Source organism: Actinosynnema sp. ALI-1.44, assembly GCF_001984155.1.
Lineage (GTDB): Bacteria > Actinomycetota > Actinomycetes > Mycobacteriales > Pseudonocardiaceae > Kibdelosporangium.
This window is the reverse complement of record NZ_MTQO01000043.1, coordinates 88,669-113,580: the sequence shown is the minus strand read 5'-3', so window position 1 is coordinate 113,580 and position 24,912 is coordinate 88,669. Positions and strand designations below refer to the sequence as shown.

Annotated in this window: 24 protein-coding genes; 10 read left to right on the top strand and 14 right to left on the bottom strand. The window is 68.4% G+C overall.

Annotated features, from left to right (window positions below; translation table 11 throughout):
• Positions 1-184: 184 nt before the first annotated feature.
• Together ALI144C_RS17705 and ALI144C_RS17700 are read right to left on the bottom strand one after the other, a co-directional pair.
• On the bottom strand, positions 185-925 hold the full coding sequence (locus ALI144C_RS17705) for a class I SAM-dependent DNA methyltransferase (protein WP_076988212.1): 741 nt from the start codon (positions 923-925) through the stop codon (positions 185-187).
• Positions 926-972: 47 nt separating this feature from the next.
• On the bottom strand, positions 973-1,560 hold the full coding sequence (locus tag ALI144C_RS17700) for a TetR/AcrR family transcriptional regulator (RefSeq protein WP_076988211.1): 588 nt from the start codon (positions 1,558-1,560) through the stop codon (positions 973-975).
• A 108-nt stretch (positions 1,561-1,668) separates the two neighbouring features.
• On the opposite strand from ALI144C_RS17700, the gene ALI144C_RS17695 reads away from it, so the two are divergent.
• The 4 genes from ALI144C_RS17695 to ALI144C_RS17680 are packed head-to-tail and all read left to right on the top strand — an operon-like array spanning position 1,669 to position 6,209.
• On the top strand, positions 1,669-2,988 hold the full coding sequence (locus ALI144C_RS17695; RefSeq protein WP_202818980.1) for a cytochrome P450: 1,320 nt from the start codon (positions 1,669-1,671) through the stop codon (positions 2,986-2,988).
• Positions 2,985-3,884: an alpha/beta fold hydrolase gene (locus ALI144C_RS17690; protein WP_076988209.1), complete on the top strand. Its 900-nt coding sequence runs from the start codon at positions 2,985-2,987 to the stop codon at positions 3,882-3,884. The genes ALI144C_RS17695 and ALI144C_RS17690 overlap by 4 nt, the downstream gene beginning before the upstream one ends.
• Positions 3,868-4,716, top strand: a complete 849-nt coding sequence (locus ALI144C_RS17685) for an SDR family NAD(P)-dependent oxidoreductase (protein ID WP_076988208.1) — start codon at positions 3,868-3,870, stop codon at positions 4,714-4,716. Before ALI144C_RS17690 ends, ALI144C_RS17685 begins: the two co-directional genes overlap by 17 nt.
• Positions 4,713-6,209 (top strand): flavin-containing monooxygenase, encoded by a 1,497-nt coding sequence (locus ALI144C_RS17680; RefSeq protein WP_076988207.1) that lies wholly within the window; start codon positions 4,713-4,715, stop codon positions 6,207-6,209. Before ALI144C_RS17685 ends, ALI144C_RS17680 begins: the two co-directional genes overlap by 4 nt.
• Here ALI144C_RS17680 and ALI144C_RS17675 read toward each other — a convergent pair.
• Positions 6,175-6,801 carry a hypothetical protein gene (locus ALI144C_RS17675; protein ID WP_076988206.1) on the bottom strand — a complete coding sequence of 209 codons (627 nt, stop codon included), beginning with the start codon at positions 6,799-6,801 and terminating at the stop codon, positions 6,175-6,177. The genes ALI144C_RS17680 and ALI144C_RS17675 overlap by 35 nt on opposite strands.
• Before the next feature lie 64 nt (positions 6,802-6,865).
• Between ALI144C_RS17675 and ALI144C_RS17670 the strand changes: the two genes are divergently transcribed.
• Positions 6,866-7,819, top strand: coding sequence for an RNA polymerase sigma-70 factor (locus ALI144C_RS17670; protein WP_237774194.1), 954 nt, complete (start codon positions 6,866-6,868; stop codon positions 7,817-7,819).
• Here the strand turns inward: ALI144C_RS17670 and ALI144C_RS17665 are convergent.
• Positions 7,806-8,402, bottom strand: a complete 597-nt coding sequence (locus ALI144C_RS17665; RefSeq protein ID WP_193441196.1) for a TetR/AcrR family transcriptional regulator — start codon at positions 8,400-8,402, stop codon at positions 7,806-7,808. The two genes, ALI144C_RS17670 and ALI144C_RS17665, sit on opposite strands and share 14 nt — an antisense overlap.
• Positions 8,403-8,511: 109 nt before the next feature.
• On the opposite strand from ALI144C_RS17665, the gene ALI144C_RS17660 reads away from it, so the two are divergent.
• Positions 8,512-9,936 carry a dihydrolipoyl dehydrogenase family protein gene (locus ALI144C_RS17660; protein WP_076988205.1) on the top strand — a complete coding sequence of 475 codons (1,425 nt, stop codon included), beginning with the start codon at positions 8,512-8,514 and terminating at the stop codon, positions 9,934-9,936.
• 58 nt (positions 9,937-9,994) lie between these two features.
• On the top strand, positions 9,995-11,572 hold the full coding sequence (locus ALI144C_RS17655) for a phosphatidylglycerol lysyltransferase domain-containing protein (protein ID WP_143230697.1): 1,578 nt from the start codon (positions 9,995-9,997) through the stop codon (positions 11,570-11,572).
• Here the strand turns inward: ALI144C_RS17655 and ALI144C_RS17650 are convergent.
• The 3 genes from ALI144C_RS17650 to ALI144C_RS17640 are packed head-to-tail and all read right to left on the bottom strand — an operon-like array spanning position 11,544 to position 15,107.
• Positions 11,544-13,718, bottom strand: coding sequence for a xanthine dehydrogenase family protein molybdopterin-binding subunit (locus ALI144C_RS17650; RefSeq protein ID WP_076988203.1), 2,175 nt, complete (start codon positions 13,716-13,718; stop codon positions 11,544-11,546). The two genes, ALI144C_RS17655 and ALI144C_RS17650, sit on opposite strands and share 29 nt — an antisense overlap.
• Entirely contained in the window at positions 13,715-14,668 is a 954-nt protein-coding gene (locus ALI144C_RS17645) for an FAD binding domain-containing protein (RefSeq protein ID WP_076988202.1), read from the bottom strand. The genes ALI144C_RS17650 and ALI144C_RS17645 overlap by 4 nt, the downstream gene beginning before the upstream one ends.
• Positions 14,655-15,107: a (2Fe-2S)-binding protein gene (locus ALI144C_RS17640; RefSeq protein WP_076988201.1), complete on the bottom strand. Its 453-nt coding sequence runs from the start codon at positions 15,105-15,107 to the stop codon at positions 14,655-14,657. The genes ALI144C_RS17645 and ALI144C_RS17640 overlap by 14 nt, the downstream gene beginning before the upstream one ends.
• Positions 15,108-15,307: 200 nt before the next feature.
• Here ALI144C_RS17640 and ALI144C_RS17635 point away from each other — a divergent pair, with 200 nt between their 5' ends.
• Positions 15,308-15,874, top strand: a complete 567-nt coding sequence (locus ALI144C_RS17635) for a TetR/AcrR family transcriptional regulator (protein WP_076988200.1) — start codon at positions 15,308-15,310, stop codon at positions 15,872-15,874.
• A 908-nt stretch (positions 15,875-16,782) separates the two neighbouring features.
• On the opposite strand, the gene ALI144C_RS58420 is transcribed toward ALI144C_RS17635, so the two are convergent.
• The 3 genes from ALI144C_RS58420 to ALI144C_RS17625 are packed head-to-tail and all read right to left on the bottom strand — an operon-like array spanning position 16,783 to position 19,003.
• Positions 16,783-17,892 carry an amino acid permease gene (locus ALI144C_RS58420; protein WP_269086685.1) on the bottom strand — a complete coding sequence of 370 codons (1,110 nt, stop codon included), beginning with the start codon at positions 17,890-17,892 and terminating at the stop codon, positions 16,783-16,785.
• A complete protein-coding gene (locus tag ALI144C_RS58415; protein ID WP_269086684.1) occupies positions 17,865-18,596 on the bottom strand; it encodes an APC family permease in 732 nt (243 codons plus the stop codon). Before ALI144C_RS58415 ends, ALI144C_RS58420 begins: the two co-directional genes overlap by 28 nt.
• Positions 18,593-19,003 carry a hypothetical protein gene (locus ALI144C_RS17625; protein ID WP_076988199.1) on the bottom strand — a complete coding sequence of 137 codons (411 nt, stop codon included), beginning with the start codon at positions 19,001-19,003 and terminating at the stop codon, positions 18,593-18,595. The genes ALI144C_RS58415 and ALI144C_RS17625 overlap by 4 nt, the downstream gene beginning before the upstream one ends.
• A 103-nt stretch (positions 19,004-19,106) precedes the next feature.
• Between ALI144C_RS17625 and phoU the strand changes: the two genes are divergently transcribed.
• Positions 19,107-19,751, top strand: a complete 645-nt coding sequence (gene phoU, locus ALI144C_RS17620) for a phosphate signaling complex protein PhoU (RefSeq protein ID WP_076988198.1) — start codon at positions 19,107-19,109, stop codon at positions 19,749-19,751.
• Between the two features lie 99 nt (positions 19,752-19,850).
• Here the strand turns inward: phoU and ALI144C_RS17615 are convergent, their stop codons facing one another.
• Both ALI144C_RS17615 and ALI144C_RS17610 read right to left on the bottom strand, forming a co-directional pair.
• A complete protein-coding gene (locus ALI144C_RS17615; protein WP_076988197.1) occupies positions 19,851-20,438 on the bottom strand; it encodes a GrpB family protein in 588 nt (195 codons plus the stop codon).
• 21 nt (positions 20,439-20,459) lie between these two features.
• Positions 20,460-21,170, bottom strand: coding sequence for a response regulator (locus ALI144C_RS17610; RefSeq protein ID WP_076988196.1), 711 nt, complete (start codon positions 21,168-21,170; stop codon positions 20,460-20,462).
• A gap of 127 nt (positions 21,171-21,297) precedes the next feature.
• Here ALI144C_RS17610 and ALI144C_RS17605 point away from each other — a divergent pair, with 127 nt between their 5' ends.
• Positions 21,298-22,056: an EI24 domain-containing protein gene (locus ALI144C_RS17605; RefSeq protein ID WP_076988195.1), complete on the top strand. Its 759-nt coding sequence runs from the start codon at positions 21,298-21,300 to the stop codon at positions 22,054-22,056.
• On the opposite strand, the gene valS is transcribed toward ALI144C_RS17605, so the two are convergent.
• Positions 22,042-24,534, bottom strand: a complete 2,493-nt coding sequence (valS, locus tag ALI144C_RS17600; protein ID WP_076988194.1) for a valine--tRNA ligase — start codon at positions 24,532-24,534, stop codon at positions 22,042-22,044. The two genes, ALI144C_RS17605 and valS, sit on opposite strands and share 15 nt — an antisense overlap.
• Positions 24,535-24,584: 50 nt before the next feature.
• Entirely contained in the window at positions 24,585-24,851 is a 267-nt protein-coding gene (locus ALI144C_RS17595; protein WP_076988193.1) for a hypothetical protein, read from the bottom strand.
• Between the last annotated feature and the right edge of the window lie 61 nt (positions 24,852-24,912).

Sequence of the window (24,912 nt, the reverse complement as noted above, 5' to 3'; positions counted from 1 at the left end):
ACGCGGTTGTTCCCCGTCCAGAACTTCTCCAGCCACATCGCTCCGCCGGTGCCCCACTTGCTGTAGACAGGGTGCACCCCGGCGTTGGCGAAACACTGCTCGTAACTCGAATGCCGCGCGCGAGAAATCCACCGGGACAATGCCCCTCGACGCAACGGCCCGCCACTCAGGGCAACGTCGACGACTAACAGTCCGGTTTCTCCCACACCGACACGTGCTTGACACTCTCATGGGTGAACGGGTGCCTGGTCCAGCCGCCCCAGCGGTTGTACAGCCGCAGACCGGCGAGCTGGGCCATCAGGTCGAGTTCGGCGGGCCACACGTACCGGAACGGGATCGAGTGGTTCTCACCGCGGCCGTTCTCGATCTCGATGTAGGTCGACGTCATCGACTGGGTGGACATGTCGTAGACGTCGAACGCCCACTGCGTCCCGCTGGAGTACAGGGGCACGATCTTGTGGCCGGGCGGGAGCTTGCGCACCTCGGGCACTTCGACCTCGACCACGAACTTGCCGCCGGGCTGCAGGTGCGCGGCGACGTTGCGGAAGCACGCCACCTGCGTCTCCTGCGAGGTCAGGTACGTGATCGTGTTGAACACGCTGTACACCAGGGTGAACGTGTCCGGCACCTGGGCTGTGGCGAAGTCGCCGATGGTCACGTCGATCGCCGAACCGCCCGGCTTGGCGTGCAGTCTCGCCACCATGGCCCGCGACAAGTCGATGCCCCGCACCTTCACCCCGCGCCGCGACAACGGCAACGCGATTCTGCCGGTGCCGATTCCCAGCTCCAGAGCGGTTCCCGTGCCCGTCAGCTCGGCGAGCACGTCGACCGCGGTGTCCACGATGCCGGGCAGGAACATGTCCGAGGACGACTCGTCGTACCTCCGCGCCACGCGCTCGCTGAAGTACCCGTCTTCACCAGTCACCCCCGCACACTACCGTCGCGTCCAGAAAGGACGCGGAGCGACACGGTCTAGTGGATCTGTTGACCGAGCAACGCGATCGCGGAGCGGACCGCGACCTCGGTGATGTCGGTGGGTTTCCCGCCATCCTCGAGCGTGCTCGCGAACAGCTCGCGCAGCCCGCCCAGCAGGATGATCGCTTCCTCGCGGGTGACCGGGCGGATCCCGGCGACGCGCAACTCCTCGGTGTCGCAGAGCTTCAGCACCATCTCGACGAACGCGTCCATCATGCCGCGCAACAGCGGACGGGTGACGGTGCCGAGCGCGGGCAGGTCGCGGATCCAGCTGAGGGTGATCGTCGGCGCCGACTCCGCGCACGCGATCCACGCCTCGACGGCCGTGCGGATCTGGTCCTGCCACGGCGCCTTCGGGTCGACCGCGGCGGTGATCCGGCGGATCATCTCGGCGTTCGCCTCCACGAACAGCGCGGCGAAGCACTCCTCCCGGCTCGCGAAGTGCTCGTAGAAGGTCCGTCGCGACGTACGGGCGTGACGCACGATGTCGGCGATCGTCGTGTTGTGGTAGCCGTTCTGCTCGATCGACGTGGCCATCCCGTCAAGCAGGCGCCTGCGGAAGGTGTCCTCGGCTGTCGTCGTCACCAGAGTCACGGTATACGCCTCCGTCCGGTCACCCCTTGCGACCAGATGGTACGTCAGCGTACCGTCTCCATGGTACGGTCACGTACCACGGTGGGAAGGACAACGGTGATGCTTCCTCCAGGCCCGAGGACGCCGAGTCTCGTACAGGGCGCCTACGCGCTTCTCATGCCACAGCGCGGCATGAGACGACTGCGCAGGCGCTACGGCGACGCGTTCACGGTCAAGCTGCCGATCTTCGGCCGTGCCATGGTGGTCAGCGACCCGGCCCAGGTCAAGCAGATCTTCCTGACCAGCACGGACGTCCTGGAGAACATCGAACCCAACCTGGGCAGGGTCCTCGGCCCCGGCTCGCTGTTCGCGCTGCACGGCGAGAACCACCAGAAGCAGCGGAAACTGCTCGTACCGCCGTTCCACGGCCGCAGGCTCGCCGCCTACGAGCAGATCATCGAGGACGAGACCGTCCGGGAACTGGCGTCATGGCCGGAGAACACACCGTTCCCCGTGCAGCCGTCGATGATGCGGATAACCCTCAACGCCATCCTGCGCGCGGTCTTCGGCGCCGAGGGCTCCGAGTTCGACGAGCTGCGCGACCTGCTGCCGCCCTTCGTCGAGCTCGGCTCACGGCTGGCCACGCTGCCCCTCCCGCAGGACTCGTGGTGGAGCCCGTGGCACAGGTTCCGGCGGATGCGAAGCCGGTACGACGACATCATGGCCCGGCTGATCGCCAAGGCCGACCACCTCGACCAGCGTGACGACGTGCTCGCGATGCTGCTGCAGAGCCGCTACGACGACGGCTCGCCGATGAACCACAGCGACATCGCCGACCAGCTGCTTGCCCTGCTCACCGCCGGGCACGAGACCACCGCGACCACGCTCGCGTGGACCGTCGAGCGCCTGCGCCGCCACCCCGGGGTCCTGCACGACCTCGTCGACGAGGTGGACGCGGGCGGGAAGGCGCTGCGGGAGGCCACGATCCTGGAGGTCCAGCGAATCCGGCCAGTGATCGACATGATCGGCCGCCAGGTGCGGTCCGACCGCATGGACCTGGGCCCGTGGACGCTGTCGCGCAACGACCGGGTGCTCGTCAGCATCGCACTGCTGCACGACGACCCGTCCGTCTTCCCGGACCCGCGTGCCTTCCGGCCGTCGCGCTTCCTGGACACCAAACCGGACTTCTACGCGTGGATCCCGTTCGGCGGCGGCACCAGGCGGTGCATCGGCGCGACCTTCGCGAACATGGAGATGAACGTCGTCCTGCGCACGATGCTGCGCGACTTCACGATGCTGTCCACGAACGAGCCGGACGAGCGGTGGCACAACCGGGGCGTCGCCAACGCGCCCAAGCACGGCGGTGTCGCGGTCGTGCGGCGCCGGACCCGTTCGTCCACCGGGTCGACGCCGGTAACGACCGCAGGAGCCCAGTCATGAAGCCAGTCACCAAGATCGCGGACGTCGGACGGGGCATCTCCCTCGCCTACGAGCAGTTCGGCGACGAGGGCGCGGAGCCGTTGGTCCTCGTCGCGGGCCTCGGCCAGCAGCTGCACACGTGGCCGGTGTCGCTGTGCGAGCGTCTCGCCGACCGCGGCTACCGGGTGACCAGGTTCGACAACCGGGACGTCGGCGAGTCGACCCACATCCGCTTCCGGCCGCCGCACCCGGTGTCGATGTTCCTGGGCAAGTTCGACCCGCGGCAGTACGACCTCACCGACATGGCGGACGACACCGTCGGCCTGCTCGACGCCCTCGGCTACGACTCCGCCCACCTGGTCGGCGCCTCGATGGGAGGGATGATCGCGCAGACAGTCGCAGCGCTGCACCCGCAGCGGGTGCGCACGCTCGTGTCGATCATGTCGACGACCGGCGCCCGCCGGGTCGGCAGGCCCGCGCTGACCACGTGGCGGCTGATGGCAGCACGGCCGCCGCGCACCCGCCAGCAGGCCGTCGACCAGGCGGTGCGGATCTTCCGGCACATCGGCGCGCACGGCTTCCCCTTCGACGAGGCGTACGTCCGCGACGAGGCCGGGATCGCGTGGGACCGCGACCCGTCCACCGGCGGCACTGTCCGGCAGCTGGCCGCGATCTTCAAGTCCGGCAACCGCACCAGGCAGCTGCGTTCCGTCGTTGCCCCTACGCTGGTGATCCACGGCGACCGTGACCGGATGGTCAACCCGACCGGCGGCGCGGCCACCGCCAGGGCGATCACCGGCGCCCGCCTGGAGACCATCCGTGGCTTCGCCCACGACTTCCCGGCGGGAGTGTGGCCGGTGCTGATCGACCTCATCGCCCGGCACACGGCAAGGAGGACCGATGCCTCAGCTCCCTAAGCTCTCCGGACGTCCTGTGATGATCACCGGGGCCGCGTCGGGGATCGGCCGCAGCCTCGCGCAGCGGCTGTCCCGGCTCGGCTCGCCCGTCGCCATCGCCGACGTCAACGAGACCGAGCTGGAGAAGACGGCGGCATCGCTGTCCGGGCAGGTGCTCACCCGTGTTCTGGACGTGAGCGACGCCGACGACCAGCTGAAGTTCGCCGACGAGGTGCGTGCGTGGCTGCCCGGCCCGCTGGCCGCGGTGTTCAACAACGCCGGAGTGAGCATCTCCACCAGCGTGCTCGACACGGTCGTGGAAGACGACACATGGCTGCACGACATCAACTTCCACGGTGTCGTCAACGGGACGCGGGCGTTCCTGCCGATCCTCGTCGCGCAGAACTCCGGCGTCGTGGTCAACACGTCCAGCGTGTTCGGCCTGCTCGGCATGCCCAACCAGAGCGCGTACTGCGCCGCGAAGTTCGCCGTGCGCGGGTTCACCGACTCGCTGCGCCAGGAACTGCGGGGCACCGGGGTCAGCGCGGTCAACGTGCACCCCGGCGGGATCAAGACCAACATCGTCCGCAACGGCCGGTACCGCAAGGACCCGGAGAACCGCGGCCGCACCCACGAGCAGATGGCCGACCAGTTCGACGCCATCGCGATGACCACGCCGGACAAGGCGGCCGAGATCATCCACCACGGCGTCGAGCGCGGCAAGGCCCGCATCCTGGTCGGGCCGGACGCGTACGTGTTCGACGCCCTCGCCCGGATCACACCGACGCACTACTACTCCGTGATGCTGCGGCTGCAGTCCGGGCTCCGGTCCCGGCAGAAGGGAACCCCATGACCGAGCACGTCGACGTGTTGATCATCGGCGCCGGCCTGTCCGGCATCGGTGCGGCACACCACATCCACTCGGCCTTCCCGCGCCGGACGTACGCGATCCTGGAGGCGCGCGAGGCGATCGGCGGGACGTGGGACCTGTTCCGGTACCCGGGGGTGCGCTCGGACTCCGACATGCACACCCTCGGCTACCGGTTCCGGCCGTGGACGCAGGCGAAGTCGATCGCCGACGGCCCGTCGATCCTCTCGTACATCAAGGAGACGGCGGCCGACGCGGGCATCGACCGGCACATCCGGTTCGGGCACAAGGTCGTCGAAGCATCGTGGTCCACGAAGGACTCGAAGTGGACGGTTCGGGCCGAGCACGACGGCAAGCCGGTCGAACTGACGGCGTCGTTCCTGTACTCCTGCGCGGGGTACTACCACTACGACGCCGGGCACACCCCTGACTTCCCCGGCATCGAGCGGTTCGGCGGGACGGTGGTGCACCCGCAGCACTGGCCCGAGGACCTGGACTACAAGGACAAGAAGGTCGTCGTGATCGGCAGCGGCGCGACGGCGGTGACTCTCGTGCCCGCGATGGCCCCGGACGCGGCGCACGTGACGATGCTGCAACGCTCCCCCACCTACATCGCGACGCTGCCGGGCGAGGACGCGGTCGCCAACGGTTTGCGGCGGGTGCTCGGTGACCGGGCCGCGTACATGATCTCGCGGTGGAAGAACGTCATCCTGCACACGGCCGTGTACCAGATCAGCCGTCGCCGTCCGAAGATCGTGAAGGCGGCACTGCGCAAGATGACCGCGCGCCAGCTGCCCGAGGGCTACGACATCGACACCCACTTCAAACCGCGCTACCAGCCGTGGGACCAGCGGCTCTGCCTGGTGCCGGACGGTGACCTGTTCCGCGCGATCAGGCGTGGCCAGGCTTCCGTGGTCACCGACCACGTCAAGGAGTTCACCGAGACGGGCATCCGGCTGGAGTCGGGCGCGACGCTCGACGCGGACATCGTGGTCACCGCGACGGGTCTGCGGCTGCTGGCGTTCGGCGGCATGCGGATCGTCGTCGACGGCACCGAGGTCCACCTGCCGGACACCATGGCGTACAAGGGCATGATGCTGTCCGGCATCCCGAACTTCGTGTTCACGATCGGCTACACGAACGCCTCGTGGACCCTCAAGGCCGACCTCGTCGCCGAGTACACGGTCCGGCTCATGCGGCACATGGACGAGCACGGCTACGTCCAGTGCGCCCCGGCCAACGACGACCCTTCCGTGACCACTCAGCCGCTGCTGGACTTCCAAGCAGGGTACGTGCTCCGCTCGATGCACGAGTTCCCCAAGGCGGGTTCCCGCGCGCCATGGCAGCTTGGCATGAGCTACGCCCACGACGTGGTCAAACTCCGCTACGGCAACGTCGACGACGGCGTGATGCGGTTCTCCCACGGCAGGAAGCTCAAGTCGGTCAACGAGGTGGTGACGTCGGCTCGGTCGGCGTGACCCGGTTGCGCACGGCCAGCTTGTCGGCGAGGTTCTGAGCGAGCGCCACGGTGTTGTCCCGCAGGACACGCGCGTTCTCCGGGGTCGGCAGTTCCTTGTCGGTACGAGGCGGGTTCGGGCTTGCCTTGACGTGCAGCAGGACTTCGAGGTTGTCGACCCGGAAACGCACCACCACCCAGTCGAAGTAGCGCCGGAACTCCTGGGTCGTCAGGTTGTCCGACACGTCCAGCCGCGTCAGGCCGGGCGACGGGATCTCCAACGGGCCGAACCGGCCGGTCAGGCGGCTGCGCATGGTGAGCTCGACGTCGACGTCGACGTCCTGCGGTCCGCCGAACTTGCACAGCCGCACCGGGTCGTCGTCCTCGTAGGTGCTCCGGTCGTCCACTGGCGTGCCGGGCGTGATCAGGCGGTCCGCCAGAGCGCGGTCGAGCGCCGAGCACGGCGGCGGCTGGCGGTACCCGTCACCGGTGCGCCACGGGTTGGGCGTCGTGTCCCGGTCGCCGCCGTTGACCACCAGCAGGACACCCAACGCCACCTCGGCGACGACGAGCAGCCCGACCGCGACGAGCGTCCACCACTGACGGCGTGCCATGCGCGCATTGGACCAGATCCACCGGTCCCCCGGAACCGCCTATGTGGCCGCTAAGGTTGCGAGTGTGGAACCGGCAGCCGTCGATCGAGCCGTCGAGGCGTTCACCGAGGCGAGGCCGCGCCTGTTCGGCATCGCCTACCGGATGCTGGGCAGCGCGGTCGACGCCGACGACCTCCTGCAGGACGTCTGGCTGCGCTGGCAGACCTACGACCACTCGAAAGTGGACAACTCGACAGCGTTCCTGGCGACGGTGACCACCAGGCTGGCGATCAACGCGACGCAGAGCGCGCGTGCGCGGCACGAGACGTACACCGGGCAGTGGCTGCCCGAGCCGGTCGACACCGCGGCCGACCCCCAGCTGGGTGCGGAGCGCGAGGCGGCGCTCGAGTTCGCCGTGTTGATGTTGCTGGAGAAGCTCCCGGCCACCGAGCGGGCCGCGTACGTGCTGCGTGAGGCGTTCGACTACCCGTACGCGCAGATCGCCGAGATCGTCCAGGTGAACGAGGTCGCCGCACGGCAGCTCGTCAGCCGCGCCCGTAAACACCTGGCGGCCGAGCGGCGCACGCCCGCGACCCCCGCTGACCAGCGGCGGCTGCTGACGGCGTTCGTCGCGGCGGCGAAGTCCGGCGACCTGGCCACCTTGGAGGAACTGCTCGCCGCGGACGTGGTCAGCTACTCCGACGGCGGCGGCGTGGCGCGCGCGTCCAAGATCCCCGTGGTGGGCCGCGAGCGGGTGTCGAAGTACGTCAGGGCGTTCGCCGACCGGTTCTGGGTGGGCGTCGACGTCGACTGGGTGGACGCCAACGGCCAGACAGCCGCGTTGCTCACAGTGGACGGTGAGCGCTACGGGATGGTGACGGTCGCCGTGTCCGACGAGGGCATCGACCGGGTGCTGTGGCTGCTGAACCCCGGAAAGCTCGGCGCGATCCAGGCAAACGCAACGAATGCCGCCTTGGTTGCACCCGACGCGAGCGCGGCCCGGCCTCCCTGCCGTGAGGGCCGCGTTAGGGGCGTCTGATGCCGGAAAGGTGGCCTTCACGGCACAGCTGGGGGCTGGCGACGTATCCGGCGAGCAGGCCGAGCGCGCCGTCGATGGCACGCGTGTGCACGTCCACCGACCCGGCGGCGCGGGCGAGGACGTAGCCGCCTTGCAGCACGGCGACCAGCGCGGTCGCCGTGGCACGGGCGTTCACGCGGTCGTTCGACGCCTCGGCGAGGAGTTCGGCGAGGCGGTCGGTCAACCAGGTGAACGTCTCCTCCACCGGCCTGCGCAGCCGCGGGTCGGCCATGACGTCGGGGTCCTGCGTGAGGCCGCCGATCGGGCAGCCCTTGAGCACCTCGCGTTCGAGGCGGAAGTACGCCGTGATCCGGTCCATCGCCGTGCCTGGCCCGGCGAAAGCCGCATCGGCCCGAGCACGCAGCTCTTCGGCGCTGCGGTCGATCGCGGCAAGGGCGAGGTCGGACTTGCCCGCGAAGTGGTGGTACATACTGCCCTGTCCGACACCCGAACGGGCTTGGATCGCCTTCGGACTGGTGCCCACGTAGCCGCGTTCCCACAGCAGCTCACGGGCACTTTCGATGAGCCGTTCCCTGGTGTCCACCCGACCAAGCGTACATACCAGTAGGTACAACGCCGGAGCCTGCCGGAGCGAGAACAGCGGGATGCTGGAAAGGTGGGGGCACGGGGTCGACGATTCGGGAGGACAGGACATGGACCAGGTCGAGTACGACCTCATCGTGCTGGGCGCGGGACCTGTCGGCGAGAACGTCGCCGACCGCGCCGTGCAGGGCGGGCTGACCGTGGCGCTGGTCGAGCACGAGTTGGTCGGTGGCGAGTGCTCGTACTGGGCGTGCATGCCCTCGAAGGCCCTGTTGCGCTCGGCGCAGGCGATACGAGCGGCCAAGCAGGTGGACGGCGCCGCGCAGGCCGTCACCGGCAGCCTCGACGTGGCGGCGGTCTTGCAGCGCCGCAACTCGTTCACCCACAACTGGAAGGACGACAGCCAAGCCGACTGGGTGGCAAGCGCGGGCATCACGCTGGTCCGCGGCGTCGGCAGGCTGAACGGACCCAAGCGCGTCACCGTGACAGCCTCGGACGGCACAGAGACAGCATTGACGGCGAAGCACGCGGTCGCGGTCGCCACAGGCACCGACGCGTTCATCCCGGACATCGAGGGCCTGCGCGCGGCACAGCCGTGGACCAGCCGCGAAGCGACAAGCGCGCAGGAGGTCCCCGAGAGCCTGGCCATCATCGGCGGCGGCGTCGTCGCGACGGAGATGGCAACGGCGTATGCCGGATTCGGCACGCGGGTCACGCTCATCTCGCGAGGTGGCCTGCTGTCCGGAATGGAACCGTTCGCGGGCGAAATGGTCACCGCAGCACTGCGTGAGCAGGGCGCAACCGTGCTGCTCGACACCGAGACCAGGAAAGTCCGGCGAACCGACACCGGAGTCGAGATGGAACTCGGCGACGGCTCGGTGATCAAGGCCAGCGAAGTACTCGCGGCCACCGGCCGCGCCCCCCGAACCGGCGACATAGGACTGGACACGATCGGCCTCAAGCCAGGCAGCTGGCTGAAGACCGACGACACCCTGCAGGTGGAGGGCCACGACTGGCTGTACGCGGTCGGCGACGTCAACCACCGCGCACTGCTCACCCACCAGGGCAAGTACCAGGCACGCATGGTGGGTGACCTCGTCGCGGCCCGGGTCTCAGGCGCGCCTGTGTCCACAGAGGCGTGGGGCGCACACGTCGCAACCGCCGACCACGAAGCAGTGCCGCAGGTGACCTTCACCGAGCCCGAGGTCGCCTCGGTCGGCCTGACCGCGGAAGCCGCGAACAAAGCCGGATACACCACCAGCGTGGTGGACTACGAGCTCGGTAACGTCGCAGGCGCAAGCCTTTACGCGGATGGGTACACCGGCAAGGCCCGGATGGTCGTCGACAAGAACCGGTCGGTCGTGCTCGGTGTGACGTTCGTCGGGCCGGACGTGAGCGACCTGCTGCACGCGGCGACGGTCGCGGTGGCCGGTCAGGTCCCGATCACGCGGCTGTGGCACGCGGTTCCGGCGTACCCGACCGTCAGCGAGATCTGGCTGCGGCTGCTCGAGACCTACCGGGACCAGCAGTCCTGACATGGTGGGGGCATAGCCGACAATTCGATCTTCGCCGCTCGTCTGTCAGACTTCACAGGTGCGGAATTCGGCGGGGGTGCTCGACAGGCTGAGCGGCACGCTGGTGCGTGGGCAGGTAGGTGCACGGCAGCAGGTCTGGCCGTTCGGGCTGGTGACGGCGGGGTTCGGGATCGTGGCGCTGTTGTCGGCGGTGCGGGTGGCGTTGCCGAGCTGGGCCAGGCCCGCCGCGCACGTGGTCGACCACTTCGGACGGTTGCACGTCGCGTTGTTCGCGATCGCCCTGCTCGTACTGGCATGCGGATTGTTGCGGCGCAGGAAGGTCGCGTACTGGCTCGCGCTCGTGCTGGCGGCGTGCGGTGTGCTCGCCGTCGGACGCAGTGTGCTGGCGATCCTGTTGGTGGTGGGCGGAGTCACACTTGTCGTGCGGCGTTCGGCGTTCCCGGCTGTTCCTGCCCCCGCGAGGATTCGCGGTGCGGCCATCGCCGGTTTGACCACGCTGGCCGTCGGCGGGCTCTACGACGCGGCCGTCCACGGCCATCACGAACTCCAGGTCGACGGCGGATCCTTGCTGGCGCTGGGGGTCAGCGTCGCGTTGATCGTGCTGCTGGCACCCGCGCCTGCGCCGAAGCCAGGCGACGAGGCCACCCGGGAGCGAGTCAAGAACCTGGTCGAACACCCGTCCGCGGACACGTTGGCGCCGTTCATGTTGCGCCGTGACAAGGCGTACGTGTTCAGCCGGGACGGACAGGCGGTGCTCGGGTACCGGGTGCTGTTCGGGGTCGCTGTGGCGGGCGGCGATCCGGTTGGTTCGCCCGGCTCGTTCGCGGACGCCGTCGACGAGTTCGTCCGGACCTGCGACCGCGCGGGCTGGCGGATCGCGGTCCTCGGCATGCGGGACGAACTCGCCCCGCTGTGGCAGCGGCACGGTCTGCGCACGCTGGGCATCGGGGACGAGGTCGTGCTGGACGTGACCGCTTTCTCCCTGTCCGGGCGGGAAATGCGCAACGTCAGGCAGGCGGTGCGACGCACGCACAACGCGGGCGTGACCACGAGCGTGGTGCGTGAAGGGGACCTGTCGGAGAGCGTGCGTGCCGAGCTGACCGCCGTGTCGACGGGGTGGCTCAACGGGTCACGGGAACGCGGGTTCTCGATGATCCTCGACGAACTGCTGACCGGTTCGCACCCGGACTGCGTGGTGGTGATCGCGCGTGACGCCGAGGGCCGCGCGGTCGGGTTCCAGCGGTACGCGCCGTGCGGACCGGCGCTGTCGTTGGACTCGATGCGGCGCGATCGTGGTGGCCCCAACGGGTTGAACGAGCGAATGATCGTGGACCTGGTGGCGTACGCACAGGCCGGTGGTGTGCGCGCGGTTTCGCTGAACTTCGCCGCGTTCCGCACGCTGATCGACGCGGGCGACGAACGCACCGGCGCGGCCAGGCTCGGCTACCGGGTGATGCACCTGCTCGACCCGTTGATCCAGGTCGAGTCGCTGTACCGGTTCAACGCCAAGTTCCGGCCCGGCTACCTCGCGCGCGGGATCGCGTTCCCGTCGCTGGCCGCCATCCCGATCGTCGCCGCGGCGATGATCGGGATGGAGTTCAGCCACATCAGGAGTCCAGCAGGTCCTCGATCCTGATCGGGATGTGCCGGACGCGGATGCCGGTCGCGTTGTGGATGGCGTTCGCGACGGCCGCCGCCACACCGACGACCCCGATCTCCCCGACGCCCTTGGCACCGAGGTCGCTGTGCAGCGTGTCCGGGTACTGGACGAAGTGCACACCGATGTCCGGGATGTCCGCGTTGACCGGAACGAGGTAGCCGGCCAGGTCGGCGTTGGCGAACCGGCCGCTGGGCTCGATCTCGATCCCCTCGTGCAACGCTGCCGAAACGCCCCAGATCATGCCGCCGCTCAGCTGGCTGCGCGCGGTCTTCTCGTTGATGATCCGGCCAGCGTCGAACACCCCGAGCATCCGCGTCACGCGGGCCTCACGGGTCAACTTGTGCACCTTGACCTCGACGAACTGGGCGCCGAAGGAGCTGAACGAGTGCTTGGTCAACTCCTCGCCCGGCGCCGACGACCCGGTCGCGGTCAACTCGGTGCGCCCGGTGGCCCGCAGCAGTTCGCCGAACGTCATCGACCGGCCGTCCGCGAGCACCCGGCCGCCCTCGTACGTCACCTCGAGGCCCTCGAACGGCGCACCGGCCGAGGTCGCGAGCTTCACGAGCTGGTCGATCAGCTCGACGGCAGCGACCATGGTCGCGCTGCCCGCGCTGGCGGTCGCGGTCGAACCACCCGACAGCCCGCCGGGCGGCAGCGCCGAGTCACCCAGCACCGGGGTCACCCGGTCCGGCGCGATGTCCAGCGACTCGGCGCCGACCAGCGCGAGCACGGTCAGCAGGCCGGTCCCGGGGTCGGCACCACCGGTGCCGACCTCGGCGGTGTCGTCGGCCTTGAACGTGGCGCGGACGGTGGCCGGGAACCGCAAGCCCGGGAACATCGCCGTGGCGGTGCCCATCCCCACCAGCCAGTCGCCGTCCTCGTGACCGTGGGGCGACCGGTTGGCCCAGCCGAACCGCATCGCGCCGATCTGGTAGCACTCGTCGAGGTGCTTGCTGGACCACAGCAGGTCCTTGCCCGGCGGCGCGGTCGAGTTGTTGCGCAGCCGGAGCTCGATCGGGTCCATGTTCAGCGCGATCGCCAGCTCGTCCATCGCGCTTTCCAGCGCGAACGAGCCGGGCGCCTCCCCCGGCGCACGCATGTACGTGACCGGCGGGATGTTCAACGGCACCATCTTCTGGCTGATGTGGAGGTTCTTCGTGGCATACCACTCACGGGACGTGCCGTGTGAGGTCGGCTCGACGAACGAACGGTCCATCCCGGTGCTGGAGACCGAGTCGTGCCGCAGGGCGATGAGCTTGCCGTCCTTGTCCGCGCCCAACGCGATCCGCTGGGCGGTCGCGGCACGACCGGCCGTCGCGGTGAAGACCTGCTCCCTGCTCATCACGACCTTGACCGGCCGGTCCAGCGCCCGCGCCGCCGCTGCGGCGAGGAACCCCGCGGCCGAGGTCCTGGCCTTGCCGCCGAACGCCCCGCCGACGAACGGGTTGATGCACCGGACCTGCGAGCGGTCGACGCCGAGCGCCGTCGAGAGCTCTTCCGCCTGCAGGTGGGCGGCCTGGTTTCCGCTGTAGATGGTCAACCCGGCCGCGTCCCACCTGGCGACGGCCGAATGCGGCTCCATCGGCGTGTGGTGCTGCGTCGCGGTGAAGTACGTGTTGTCGACGACGACCGGGCTGGCCGCCAACGCGTCCTCAATAGACTCGACGCCGTCGGCGAGCACGCTCATCTCGTTGGGCGCTCCGCCCCGGATCTCCGGCGGTTCCTCGGCGGTGGCCAGCCCGTCGGTGAACGACGTCACCGCGGGCTTCTCGTCGTAGGTGACCTCGACGGTCATCGCCGCGTCCCTGGCCTGCTCGTACGTCTCGGCGACGACGACGCCGATCGGCTGGCCGTAGTACGCGACCTCTTTGGTCTGCAACGGCACCCACGTCTCGCCGAACACCGAGCTGACGGCCTTGTCCAGCTTGAGCACGTCGAACGGCGTGTACACACCGACCACACCGGGCGCACTCTTGGCCGCCGTGACGTCCATGGCCGTGATCTCGCCGTTGGCGACCGTGCTGAGCACGATGTAGCCGTGCAGCGTGTCGGGGAAGAGGTTGTCCGCACCGTACTTCGCCTGGCCGGTGACTTTGAGCGGGCCGTCGATCCGGCTGGTCATGCGCGACTCCCCTCGATCAGCGCGCGGACAACGGTCCGCTTCAGCAAGGACGGCTTGAAAGCGTTCGCCGACAGTGGCTTCGCGCCGTCCGCAGCGATCGACGCGGCCTGCTCGAACGTCCGCACGGTGGCAGGCTCGCCTCGCAACGCGTCTTCCACCGCGGCCAGCCGCCACGGCTTGGTGGCCACACCACCCGCGGCGACACGGGCGTCCACGATCCGGCCGTCCTGGATGTCCAGTGCGACGGCGGCCGAGCACAGCGCGAACTCGTAGGACTGCCGGTCCCGGACCTTGACGTACGTCGAATGCCGCGCCCAGTCCAGTTTCGGCACGAAGACCTCGGTGATCAGCTCACCGGGACGCAGGTCGTTCTCGACCTCGGGCGTCTCACCGGGGACGCGGTAGAAGCCGTCGAGCTTGACCGTGCGGGTGCCGGTGGAACTGGCCAGGGTGATCTGCGCGTCCAACGCGACGAGGGCAACGGCCACGTCACTGGCGTGCGTGGCGACACAGGCATCGCTCGTGCCGAGGATGGCGTGCATCCGGTTGTCGCCCGTGATGGCCGAGCACCCGCTGCCCGGCTTTCGCTTGTTGCATGGCGTGTTCACGTCACGGAAGTAGCCACACCTGGTGCGCTGCATCAGGTTTCCGCCGATGCTCGCCATGTTGCGCAGCTGCTGCGACGCGCTCTGCAGCAGGGCACTGGAGATGACCGGGTACACGCCGGGGTGGTGGGCGATGTCGTTCATCCGCTCCAGCGCGCCGAACCGGAGGCCGTCGCTGGTGTCGATGCCGCGCAACGGCAGCTCGTTGATGTCCAGGACGCGCTGCGGCGTGAGGACGTTGAGTTTCATCAGGTCGACGAGCGTGGTGCCGCCCGCCAGGAAGGTGCCCTGTTCGGACAGCGCCGCTTCGACGCTGTCGGGCGCGGTGAGCTCAAACGGTCGCATCGGTCCGCCTCGCCTGCTCGACGGCCGCGACGATGTTCGGGTAGGCGGAGCACCGGCAGATGTTGCCGGACATGAACTCCCGGACATCCGCGACGTCCTGCTCGACCGCGGCGACGGCCGACATGATCTGGCCGGAGGTGCAGAACCCGCACTGCAGCGCGTCCTGGTCGACGAACGCGCGCTGGACGGGGTGCAGCTCGTCGCCGTCGGCAAGGCCTTCGACAGTGGTGACCGGCTTGCGCACGGTGGCGGCGAGGGTCAGGCACGACAGCACTGGCCGTCCGTCCACATGGACCGTACACGCGCCGCACTGGCCGCGGTCACAGCCCTTCTTGGGGCCGGTGATCCCGAGCCGTTCCCGCAACGCGTCGAGCAGTGTCACACCAGGCTCGACAGTGAGCTGCTCCAGCTTGCCGTTGACTTCTAGGGTGATGTCCACCAGTTCTCATTCCCGCGGAGAAACCACCGCTGGGCGGTGTGTGCGATGATGGTCAGGAGCGAACCGGATATCTATCCGCAAGAACCGACGCTACCGGATTCTTATCCGCTTCGCAACGCTGAAGTCACACCAGGTCCGCCCTGGTCATGCATTAGGTTCTTGAAGTGGATCCAGTCGAACCGGACGTGCCGGGAGGAGCGATGACCACGGGATCCGTGAGCCCCCGGCGGGCGGACACGCGACGCAACAACGAACGCATCATAGCCGCGGCGAAGCACCTGCTGGCATGCGACGAAGGTCTGGCGTACAACGCGATCGCCAAGAAGGCCGACGTCGGAGTCGGCACGGTCTACCGGCATTTCCCCACGCCGGAGTCACTTGTGATCGCCGTTTACCAGAGCGAGGTGCGCACCCTCGTCGACGTTGTTCCCACGCTGCTCGACAAGAACTCGCCAGAAGAAGCGTTCCGCCTGTGGACCGGCTACTTCGCCTCGTACATGATGACCAAGCGTGGCCTCGGCCCAGCCCTGCACGCGGCGACGAAGAACAACGAGGACCTCATCACCCAGGCGTTCGACGCCATGCTGAACGCGGTGACCACGCTGGTATCCGCGAACATAGAAGCTGGAGCCGCCCGGGCCGATCTCAATCCGAAGACCGTTCTGCGGGTCCTGGGGTGCACGATGCTGCTCGACAAGAACGGCGACTGGCGTACCGAGGCCGAGGAAGTCTTCGACTTGCTGTGGAAGGGCCTCCGCGCAACCTGAGGCAGTCCCGTAGCCGGACGACCGCAGGTCGATTCGCAACGGCCCGCGCGCAAGCGCAGGGCAGGCGGCCCTGCGCGCCAGCGCAGAAGTTCGTGGCTTGCGCGCTAGCGCAGAGTGGTGCTTCGGGGGTGTCTCCTGCCCGTCGGCCTGGGCGAAGCCAACCACGGGCTGTCAGGAGGTCCGCCTACAAGAAGAGCCACAGCGACAGCCATACGGACCTCTTGACTGTCCGTGGTTCCCTGGGGCAGGTCGACGGGCAGGGGACACCCGCGCCCTGAAACCCCGGGTCACGAAAAGTGTGCGCCGGGAGCAACACGGCGCGAAGACCTCCTGCTCAGAGGTCTGCTCCCGGCGAGGGACCCCGTCTTTGTCTTTTCGTCTTTCGTCTTTCAAACCCGGGATCTCCATTGCGGGTCTGGTGACCACGCCTTACTCCTGGTCAAGGCTTGGGATCCTGCGGGGGAAAGATAGCCCCTCGCCGGGTGGCAGACCTCAAAGCAGGAGATGGGGTGGGTGTACTCCCTGCCCATAGTCGAGATCCTGTTGTGTGTATCCGAGGCGAGGGCGCCTCCTGCCCGTCGACCTGCCCCAGGGAACCACGGTCTATCAAGAGGATCGGTATGGCTGTCGCTGGGGCTCTTCGGGCAGGCCGACCTCTTGACAGCCCGTGGTTGGCTTCGCCCAGGCCGACGGGCAGGAGACACCCCCGAAGCCCCCATCTGCGCTTGCGCGCAGGGCCGCCCACTTCTGCGCTTGCGCGCAAGCCGCCTGCATAGCGCATGCTCGCGAACCGCCTGCAAGGCGCATGCTCGCGAACCCGTTGCAGGCCGCCCTGCACTCCCTTCCCCCGCGAACCGTTGCAGGCCGCCCTGCACTCCCCCGCACGCCGCCGCAGCGGCAACCACGACTCAGACCGGCTGCGCCGCCGCCCTGTCAGCTCTGTCCTTCTCCGGCCAAGCTGGCTGACGTGGGTCAACACGGAACCTCAACCGGCACACGACGGCGTCACTCCTCCGGCGGCGTAACGCGTGTGCGACCACCGCGCCGCGCTGGTTCTGCAGGATCCGTTGCCAGAAGTGTTCCGGCTCGACCTCGGCGATCAGGACGAACACCTGCTTCTCCGTCACGTTCCGCAGGTACTGCACCAGTGGGTCGCCCAGTCTGCGTCGTTCGCCATGCAGCAACACCAGGTCTACGCCTGGGTTCCAGCGGTCCCATGCCGCCACCAGGTCGTTGGCTGACTCGTCCGGGTCCGTGACGTGTACGGCCACGACGCGGTCGCCCAGTGACAAGGCTGCCGCGATCGCGTCGCGGGTCAGCCGGGACACCGTGCCGATCGGGACCACCACGAGTGCGGAGTTGGGGCGTGGTGGCACCGGGGTCCGGCCCAGTTCCAGCCGGTCGCCGATGCGGCGGTAAGCGCGGTTCACCCATTCCATCAGCATCACGATCACCGGCAACGCCACCACGATCAGCCAGCCGCCCTCGCCGAACTTGCTCGTCGTCACCACGACGGCCGCGATCGCGGTCAGCAACGCCCCGAAGCCGTTCAGCGCTGCCCGCCTTCGCCAGCCTGGGTTCCTGGTCGCGCGCCAGTGCCGGATCATTCCGAACTGCGACAACGTGAAGCCGACGAACACCCCGATCGCGAACAGCGGTACCAGCACATTCATCTCACCGCCCGCCGCGACGAGCAGGATCGCGGATGTCAGCGTGAGGAAACCTATGCCGTACGTGTGCACCTGCCGTTCCGCGCGCAGCGCGAACAAGTGCGGCAGGTTGTTGTCCTTGGCCAGCAGTTGGGCCAGGACCGGCAGGCCGCCGAAGGACGTGTTGGCCGCGAGCGCGAGCAGGACGACCGTGGCGAACTGGACGACGTAGAACCCGAACCCGCTGCCGATGGACGCCTCGGTCACCTGCGACAACACGGTCACCCCGTCGGCGGGGTGGATGCTGAACTTCTGCACCAGCACCGCGATCCCCAGCAGCATCACCGCCAACAGCAGCCCGAGCGCCACCTCGGCGTTCTGCGCTCGTTTGCGCGCGGTCGGCGGAACGAAGGCACCGCGTTGGCGATCGCCTCCACGCCGGTCAGCGCCGCGCAGCCGTTGGCGAACGCCTTCAACAGCACCAGCACGCCGACGGTCTGCAGTTGCTGTGCCCCAGCCGAATGCTCGGACACCGCCGCGTTGTCACGGATCAGCCCCACGATGACCACCAGCACGATCGATCCGATGTAGATGATCGTCGGCACGATGAACGCCCGCCCGCTGTGGGCGATCCCGCGCAGGTTCACGGCGGTGATCACGACGAGAACACCGAGGCACAACCACACCGTGTACGGCAACAGCTCGGGGAACGCCGACGTCAGCGCGGCGACACCAGCGGCGACCGACACTGCCACGTTGAGCACGTAGTCGATCACCAGTGACGCTGCTGCCACCAGGGATGCCCGCCGCCCCAGGTACTTCTTCGACACGCCATACGCCCCGCCGCCTTCGGGGAAGGCGGCGATCACCTGCCGGTAGGACAACGTCAGCACGCCGAGCAGGACGGCGATCGCGATCGTCACAGGCACCGTGAACCCGAGCCCGGCGCCACCGGCCACGGCCAGGACGATGACGATGGCCTCCGGGCCGTATGCCACGGAGGCCATCGCGTCGAGCGACAGCGCGGCCAGGCCGCCGACGACCGTTAATCGGTGTTTCTCGGCCGTCTTCACCGGTTCACCAACACGTTCGTGACCGCGTCAGCCGCGGCGCGCTGGTGCGGGATCTCGACGAGCGCGGGCTGTTGGATCCACCTGATGGCGGCACCGGCGGCGGTCGCGATCACCGCGGTGCCTGCGAGGACGACCGCCGACTGGAAGCTGAGGCCCGACAATTCAAGCTCACCACCGTGTCCGATGACGAAGCTCGCGTAGAGCAACCAGCTCTGCAGCCCGGCGAGCAACGCACCGGCCCCTGTGGTCACGGCCGACACAACCGCGACCACGAGCACGGGCGCGCTCAACGGATCAACCAGGCCGCCCACCGCCGAAACGACGGCCGCGACGATTCCACCTGCGAAGCCGAGCCCGGCGCCGTAGAGCGCGCCGAGCCTGGGCCACCGCCTGACAGTCGTCCTCATGGCGCAAGTAGATCGTGCCGGACGCGGGCCAGAACCATTGCTTGACGCGACCTTGACGCCGTCGGCAGCCGAAATTGACGAGGTCCGCCCTTAGGCTGGACCAATGCGCGACAGCTTCCGCAACCGTCTCGACGACCTCGTGGCGTCCCTGGTGAACATGAGCGACCTCGCCGCGGCCGCGATGCGGGACGCCACCACGGCTTTGCTGACCAACGACCTCAGCACCGCCGAACGGGTCATCGCCGACGACCGGATCGTCGACTTGGCCCGCTCGGCCTGCGAGTCGGACGCGCACCTGCTGCTGGCGTTGCAGGCACCGGTCGCCGGTGACCTCAGGCTGGTGATCGCGGCGATGCACTCGGCGGAAAGCCTGGAGCGGATGGGCGATCTGGCGCAGCACATCGCCGAGACCGTCCGCAGGCGGTCCCCCCGCGAAGTGCTGCCACCGGTGTTGCGCCCGCGGTTCGCGCAGATGGCCGACATCGCGGTGAATCTCGCGCACGACGCGGCAGAGACGTTGCGGACACGCAGTTCCGGGCTCGTCGGCGCCGTCAGCGCCGCCGACGAGGAACTGGACGACCTGCACAGGTCGTTGTTCGCCGTACTGGAGTACCAGGACTGGTCGTACGGTGTCGGCGCCGCCGTGGACGCGGTGCGGCTAAGCCAGTGCTACGAACGGTTCGGCGACCACGCACTGTCCATTGTGCGCAGGGCAACGTTCGTCGAGACCGGGGTCATGGCGAGCTAGTGCTGCGGCCAGACCCCTATCCCATGCACCTGCATGAAACGCAACGAATGCCACATTGGTTGCGTTTTTGGCAACGAAGGCCACATTGGTTGCCAAAAGCTAGAGCATCCCCGCCGCGCGGAACAGCCGGTCGTAGATCTCGCGGATCGTCTTCTCCTTGCGCCGGTTGTAGTCCATGACGTGTCCGCCGCCCGGGACGGCGGCCCGCTTCGCCTCCTCGTAGAGCGCGAGGTCGTCGGGGTGGGCACGCAGCCAGTCGCGGAACATCCTGTGCCGGACGGTCTCCGGGCAGTCCGGGCCGAACACGTGGAGGTTGACGCGGGGGTCGGTGAGCCGGAGGCACCGGTGCTCGTGCCACGACGGTTCGCGGATTACGAGGTGGTAGCCGAGTCGTTCCAGCGGAGGCAGGTACGCGTCCTCGTCACGGGGGTCCGCGACGGTGAGGTCGATGTCGATGACGTCCTTCGCGGCGAGACCTTCGACGGACGTGGACCCGACGTGGTCCAGGTCGAGCACCGCGTCCCCGAGCGCCGCGCGGATCCCAGCGGCCAGGGTCTCGTAGCGGCGGGGCCACTCCGGGTTGTAGGAACTGATCACGACCGTCTCGGGCGGCGGTGGGCCGTTGACCCACGGGTTCTCGTTCGGATCAGGGTCGTGGTGCTGGGTTATCTGCTCATTGGTGGGCATTAGACCCAACTTACCAGCGGCTCACACCAGCCGGTAGCCCATCCCCGGCTCGGTGATCAGGTGCCGCGGCCGCGCGGGTTCCGGTTCGAGCTTGCGCCGCAGTTGTCCGATGTAGACGCGCAGGTAGTGCCCGTCGGCCTGGTGCCCCGGCCCCCAGACCTCGTCGAGCAACTGGCGTTGGCTGACCAGCCTGCCCCGGTTGCGGGCGAGCATGTCCAACACGCCCCACTCGGTCGGGGTGAGGTGCAGTTCGACGCTGTCGCGCCAGATCCGCTTCGCGGTCAGGTCCACCGTGAAGGTTCCGGTGTCGACGAGTGCCTGCTGCGCCAGCGCGGCGGCAGTGGACGACCGGCGGGTCGCCGCGCGGATCCTGGCCAGCAGCTCGTCCATCCCGAACGGCTTGGTGACGTAGTCGTCGGCGCCCGCGTCCAGCGCGACGATCTTGCTGTGCGGGTCGCGGCGAGCCGACAGGACCACGATGGGCGTACGGCTCCAGCCGCGCAGCGCGGTGATCACGTCGACGCCGTCGATGTCCGGCAGGCACAGGTCCAGCAGGATCAGGTCAGGTTTGTTCCCGGCTGCGGCGCGCAACGCACCGGCGCCGTCGTGCGCGGTCGTCACCTGGTACCCGCGCGTGACGAGGTTGATCCGCAGAGCGCGTGCGATCTGCGGATCGTCGTCCACCACAAGGATCTTGCCGATAACCGCAGAATGCCCCGGGTGTTCACGCATCTGAACACCGCTGACGGCGTTTTGACACGCCCCGCCGTCGCGTTGACGGGATCCTGATGGGTCCGGCGATGTCCCGAACGTCCGATCCGCCCGGATAGCCCCAGGTCGGCACTGGTAGAACTACCGCGTGCGTGACTTCGTCAAAGGTATGGGCATGTTCGCCCAAGGGCTGGGCATTCTGCTGCGGAAGCCGAAACTGCTGCTGCTCGGCGCCATTCCCGCGGTCCTGACCACCCTGCTGCTGCTCGGCGGGATGATCGCACTGGTGGTGTGGATCGGCGACCTGTCGGCCTGGGTCACGCCGTTCGCCGACGACTGGTCGGACACGTGGCGCACGACGATCCGGGTCGCCGCGGCCGTGGTGCTGTTCGCCGCGTCGCTGTCCATCGGCCTGATCCTGTTCTCCGCGTTGACGCTGGCCATCGGCGCGCCGTTCTACGAGTACATCGCCGAGAAGGTCGAGGACGACCTCGGCGGCGTGCCCGGCGCGGTCGACCTGCCGTGGTACCGGCTGCTGGGGATGGGCATCCGCGACGGCCTCATCCTCGTGCTCTGGTCGTTGATGTACGCGATCCCGCTGTTCTTCGCCGGGTTCATCCCGATTGTCGGCCAGTTCGTCGTGCCTGTCCTGCTCGCGCTGGTCAGCGCCTGGTTCCTGGCGCTGGAACTGGTCGCGGTGCCGTTCTACCGGCGCGGGATGGCGCTCAAACAACGCCGGGCCCACGTGCGCAAGCGCCGTGGACTCATGCTGGGCCTCGGGCTGCCCGCGTCGTTGCTGTGTGCCATCCCGCTGCTCGCGATCATCGTCATGCCGGTCGCGTTCGTCGGCGGCGTGCTCGTCGCCCGCGAAGTCCTCCAGGACTCCCGCGAGTCACAACCGGTTTAGGGACACCTCCACCCGCAGTTCGTCCGACGGCACGACATCGAGCCTGCCGATGTTGCCCGCCGCACGCAGATCCGGCCCGATCGACGTGACCACGTCCAGTTGGTCGGCCGGAGCGTGCACACGGACCGTGTCGACCTCGGCGCGCATGGACAACTTCGCAGCGGATTTCTCCCTGCGCACCACCGTGATCACCGAGCTGGCCAGGTCGAGCGCCGCACCGTCCGTGGACATGCCGCGAGGCGTGGGCCACGGCGCGGTGTGCACGGAATCCGTGTGCCACCACGACCATGCCTCTTCCGCGCTGTACGGCAGGAACGGCGCGAACAGCCGCAGGATCGTGTCCAGGGCCGTGCGCAACGCCAGCCGAGCGGACTGGGCGCTGCCTTCGCTGACGTCGCCGTACGCGCGTTGCTTGACCAGTTCGAGGTAGTCGTCGCAGAACACCCAGAAGAACCGCTCGGTGCGCTCCAGCGCGGTCGTGTACTCGAACGCTTCCAACGCGTCCGTTGCCTGGCGCACGACATCGTCCAGGGCGGCGAGCATGGCCTGGTCGAGCGGGTCCGTGACGGCCGCGTCGGGGTCGGGTGATGGGAAGCCGAGCACGAACTTGGCCGCGTTGAGCAGTTTCGTGGCCAGCCGCCTGCCGATCTTCATCTGGGACTGGTCGAACGCGGTGTCGGTGCCGGGCCGTCCGCTGGCGGCCCAGTAGCGGACCGCGTCCGGGCTGTACTGGACGAGCAGGTCCACCGGGGTGACCACGTTGCCCTTGGACTTGCTCATCTTCTTGCGGTCCGGGTCGAGGATCCAGCCCGACAGCGCGGTGTGCCGCCACGGCAGCGTGCCGGAGTCCAGTTCGGCACGCAGGATCGTGGCGAACAGCCACGTCCGGATGATGTCGTGAGCCTGCGGGCGCAGATCCATCGGGTACGTTTGCGCGTACAGCTCAGGATCCTCCTCCCAGCCGCACACGATCTGCGGCGTGAGCGACGACGTCGCCCACGTGTCCATCACGTCGGTCTCGCCGACGAATCCACCGGGTTCGCCGCGCTGGTCGGCCGTGTACCCGTCGGGCACGTTCGTGGACGGGTCGACCGGCAGCGCGTCCTCGCTCGGCAGGATCAGCTCGCCGGGTTCGCCGTTGGCGTCCACCGCGTACCAGACCGGGAACGGGACGCCGAAGTAGCGCTGGCGGGAGATCAGCCAGTCGCCGTTGAGGCCGCGGACCCAGTCGTCGTACCGGACCTTGAGGTTCGCCGGGTGCCAACGCAGTTCCTCGCCCCGGCGCAGCAGCGCGTCCTGGTGCGCGACCGACCGGATGAACCACTGCTTGCTGGCGACGATCTCCAGCGGCTTGTCGCCCTTCTCGTAGAACTTCACCGGCCGGACAACCGGACGCGGGTCGCCGTCCAGATCACCGGATTCGCGCAGCATCCCGACAACTCGTTCGCGCGCGGTGTGCACGGTCGCGCCCACGAGTTGGTCGTACGCCTCGCGGTCGATGCCTTCGGGACCGTCGGGCAGGATGCGCCCGTCACGGCCGATCACCGTGCGGTTGGGCAGTTTCAGCTCACGCCACCAGCGCACGTCGGTCAGATCGCCGAAGGTGCAGCACATCGCGATGCCCGCGCCACGGTCGCGTTCCGCGGCCTCGTGTGCCAGAACGGGAACCGTCATGCCGAACACCGGCGTGGTCACGGTCGTGCCGAACAGGTGTTGGTAACGCTCGTCTTCGGGGTGCGCGATCAACGCGACGCACGCGGGCAACAGCTCCGGCCGCGTCGTCTCGATGTGGATCCGCTCCCCTGTCGGACCGTGGAACGCGATGCGGTGCCACGCGCCCGGGTGATCACGGTCCTCGAGCTCCGCCTGCGCCACGGCTGTACGGAAACCGACATCCCACAACGTCGGCGCCTCGGCCTGGTACGCCTCCCCAGCGCGTAGTTGGCGCAGGAAAGCGCGTTGGGACACGCGCTGCGAATGACGGCCGATCGTGGTGTACGTCCGGGTCCAGTCGACCGACAGCCCGAGTTGGCGCCACAGGCCCTCGAAGACCTTCTCGTCCTCGACCGTGAGCCGCTCGCACAACTCGACGAAGTTGCGCCGCGAGATGTCCACGACCTTCTTGTTCCCCGGCTCCGGCGCCTGGTACCCCGGGTCGTAGGGCAACGACGGGTCACACCGGACACCGAAGTAGTTCTGCACGCGCCGCTCGGTCGGCAGGCCGTTGTCGTCCCACCCCATCGGGTAGAACACGTGCTTGCCGCGCATCCGCTGGTAGCGGGCGACGATGTCGGTGTGCGTGTAGGAGAACACGTGCCCGACGTGCAGTGACCCGCTGACCGTCGGAGGTGGCGTGTCGATCGAGAATACGGCCGCGCGGTCGCCCGGGGCGCTGAACCTGTACAGCCCGGTCGTTTCCCACTGCGCTGCCCATTTCTCGGCCAGACCGTCCAACGACGGTCGATCTGGGACACCCATTGTCGTTCTGCCACCTTTGTGTCGCCGATGTGCGAAAGAAGAACCCCAGGTTAGCGGCCGGGGCTCAGCTCGCCGACCGGGTTTTCGCCGCGCGGCTCGACCCACACCAGGTGGACCTCGGTGTCGCTGCCGAACTCCATCAGGTACAGCACCTCATCCGGGGTGTCCATGCTCATCCGCATCCCGCCTTCCAGCGAGAAGAGCTCGGTGCGGTTGTCGAAGGCCAGGCCCCACGCGATCACGCGACCGTCGTGCTCCTGCACCACCGCGAACAGTCGTGGCGCCAGGTGTCGAACGCTCGCGATCGCTGATGTCATTGGTAGTCTCCATTCATGAAGATGCGGCTGACTCATGCCAAGAATAATGCTGGAGTCCTTG

What these genes read in the sequence shown, in the direction of transcription:
- ALI144C_RS17695 (WP_202818980.1), top strand. Translation starts at nt 1,669, where the DNA reads ATGCTTCCTCCAGGCCCGAGGACGCCGAGTCTCGTACAGGGCGCCTAC.
- ALI144C_RS17690 (WP_076988209.1), top strand. Translation starts at nt 2,985, where the DNA reads ATGAAGCCAGTCACCAAGATCGCGGACGTCGGACGGGGCATCTCCCTC.
- ALI144C_RS17685 (WP_076988208.1), top strand. Translation starts at nt 3,868, where the DNA reads ATGCCTCAGCTCCCTAAGCTCTCCGGACGTCCTGTGATGATCACCGGG.
- ALI144C_RS17680 (WP_076988207.1), top strand. Translation starts at nt 4,713, where the DNA reads ATGACCGAGCACGTCGACGTGTTGATCATCGGCGCCGGCCTGTCCGGC.
- ALI144C_RS17675 (WP_076988206.1), bottom strand. Translation starts at nt 6,801, where the DNA reads ATGGCACGCCGTCAGTGGTGGACGCTCGTCGCGGTCGGGCTGCTCGTC.
- ALI144C_RS17660 (WP_076988205.1), top strand. Translation starts at nt 8,512, where the DNA reads ATGGACCAGGTCGAGTACGACCTCATCGTGCTGGGCGCGGGACCTGTC.
- ALI144C_RS17650 (WP_076988203.1), bottom strand. Translation starts at nt 13,718, where the DNA reads ATGACCAGCCGGATCGACGGCCCGCTCAAAGTCACCGGCCAGGCGAAG.
- ALI144C_RS17645 (WP_076988202.1), bottom strand. Translation starts at nt 14,668, where the DNA reads ATGCGACCGTTTGAGCTCACCGCGCCCGACAGCGTCGAAGCGGCGCTG.
- ALI144C_RS17635 (WP_076988200.1), top strand. Translation starts at nt 15,308, where the DNA reads ATGACCACGGGATCCGTGAGCCCCCGGCGGGCGGACACGCGACGCAAC.
- ALI144C_RS17625 (WP_076988199.1), bottom strand. Translation starts at nt 19,003, where the DNA reads ATGAGGACGACTGTCAGGCGGTGGCCCAGGCTCGGCGCGCTCTACGGC.
- phoU (WP_076988198.1), top strand. Translation starts at nt 19,107, where the DNA reads ATGCGCGACAGCTTCCGCAACCGTCTCGACGACCTCGTGGCGTCCCTG.
- ALI144C_RS17615 (WP_076988197.1), bottom strand. Translation starts at nt 20,438, where the DNA reads ATGCCCACCAATGAGCAGATAACCCAGCACCACGACCCTGATCCGAAC.
- ALI144C_RS17610 (WP_076988196.1), bottom strand. Translation starts at nt 21,170, where the DNA reads ATGCGTGAACACCCGGGGCATTCTGCGGTTATCGGCAAGATCCTTGTG.
- valS (WP_076988194.1), bottom strand. Translation starts at nt 24,534, where the DNA reads ATGGGTGTCCCAGATCGACCGTCGTTGGACGGTCTGGCCGAGAAATGG.
- ALI144C_RS17595 (WP_076988193.1), bottom strand. Translation starts at nt 24,851, where the DNA reads ATGACATCAGCGATCGCGAGCGTTCGACACCTGGCGCCACGACTGTTC.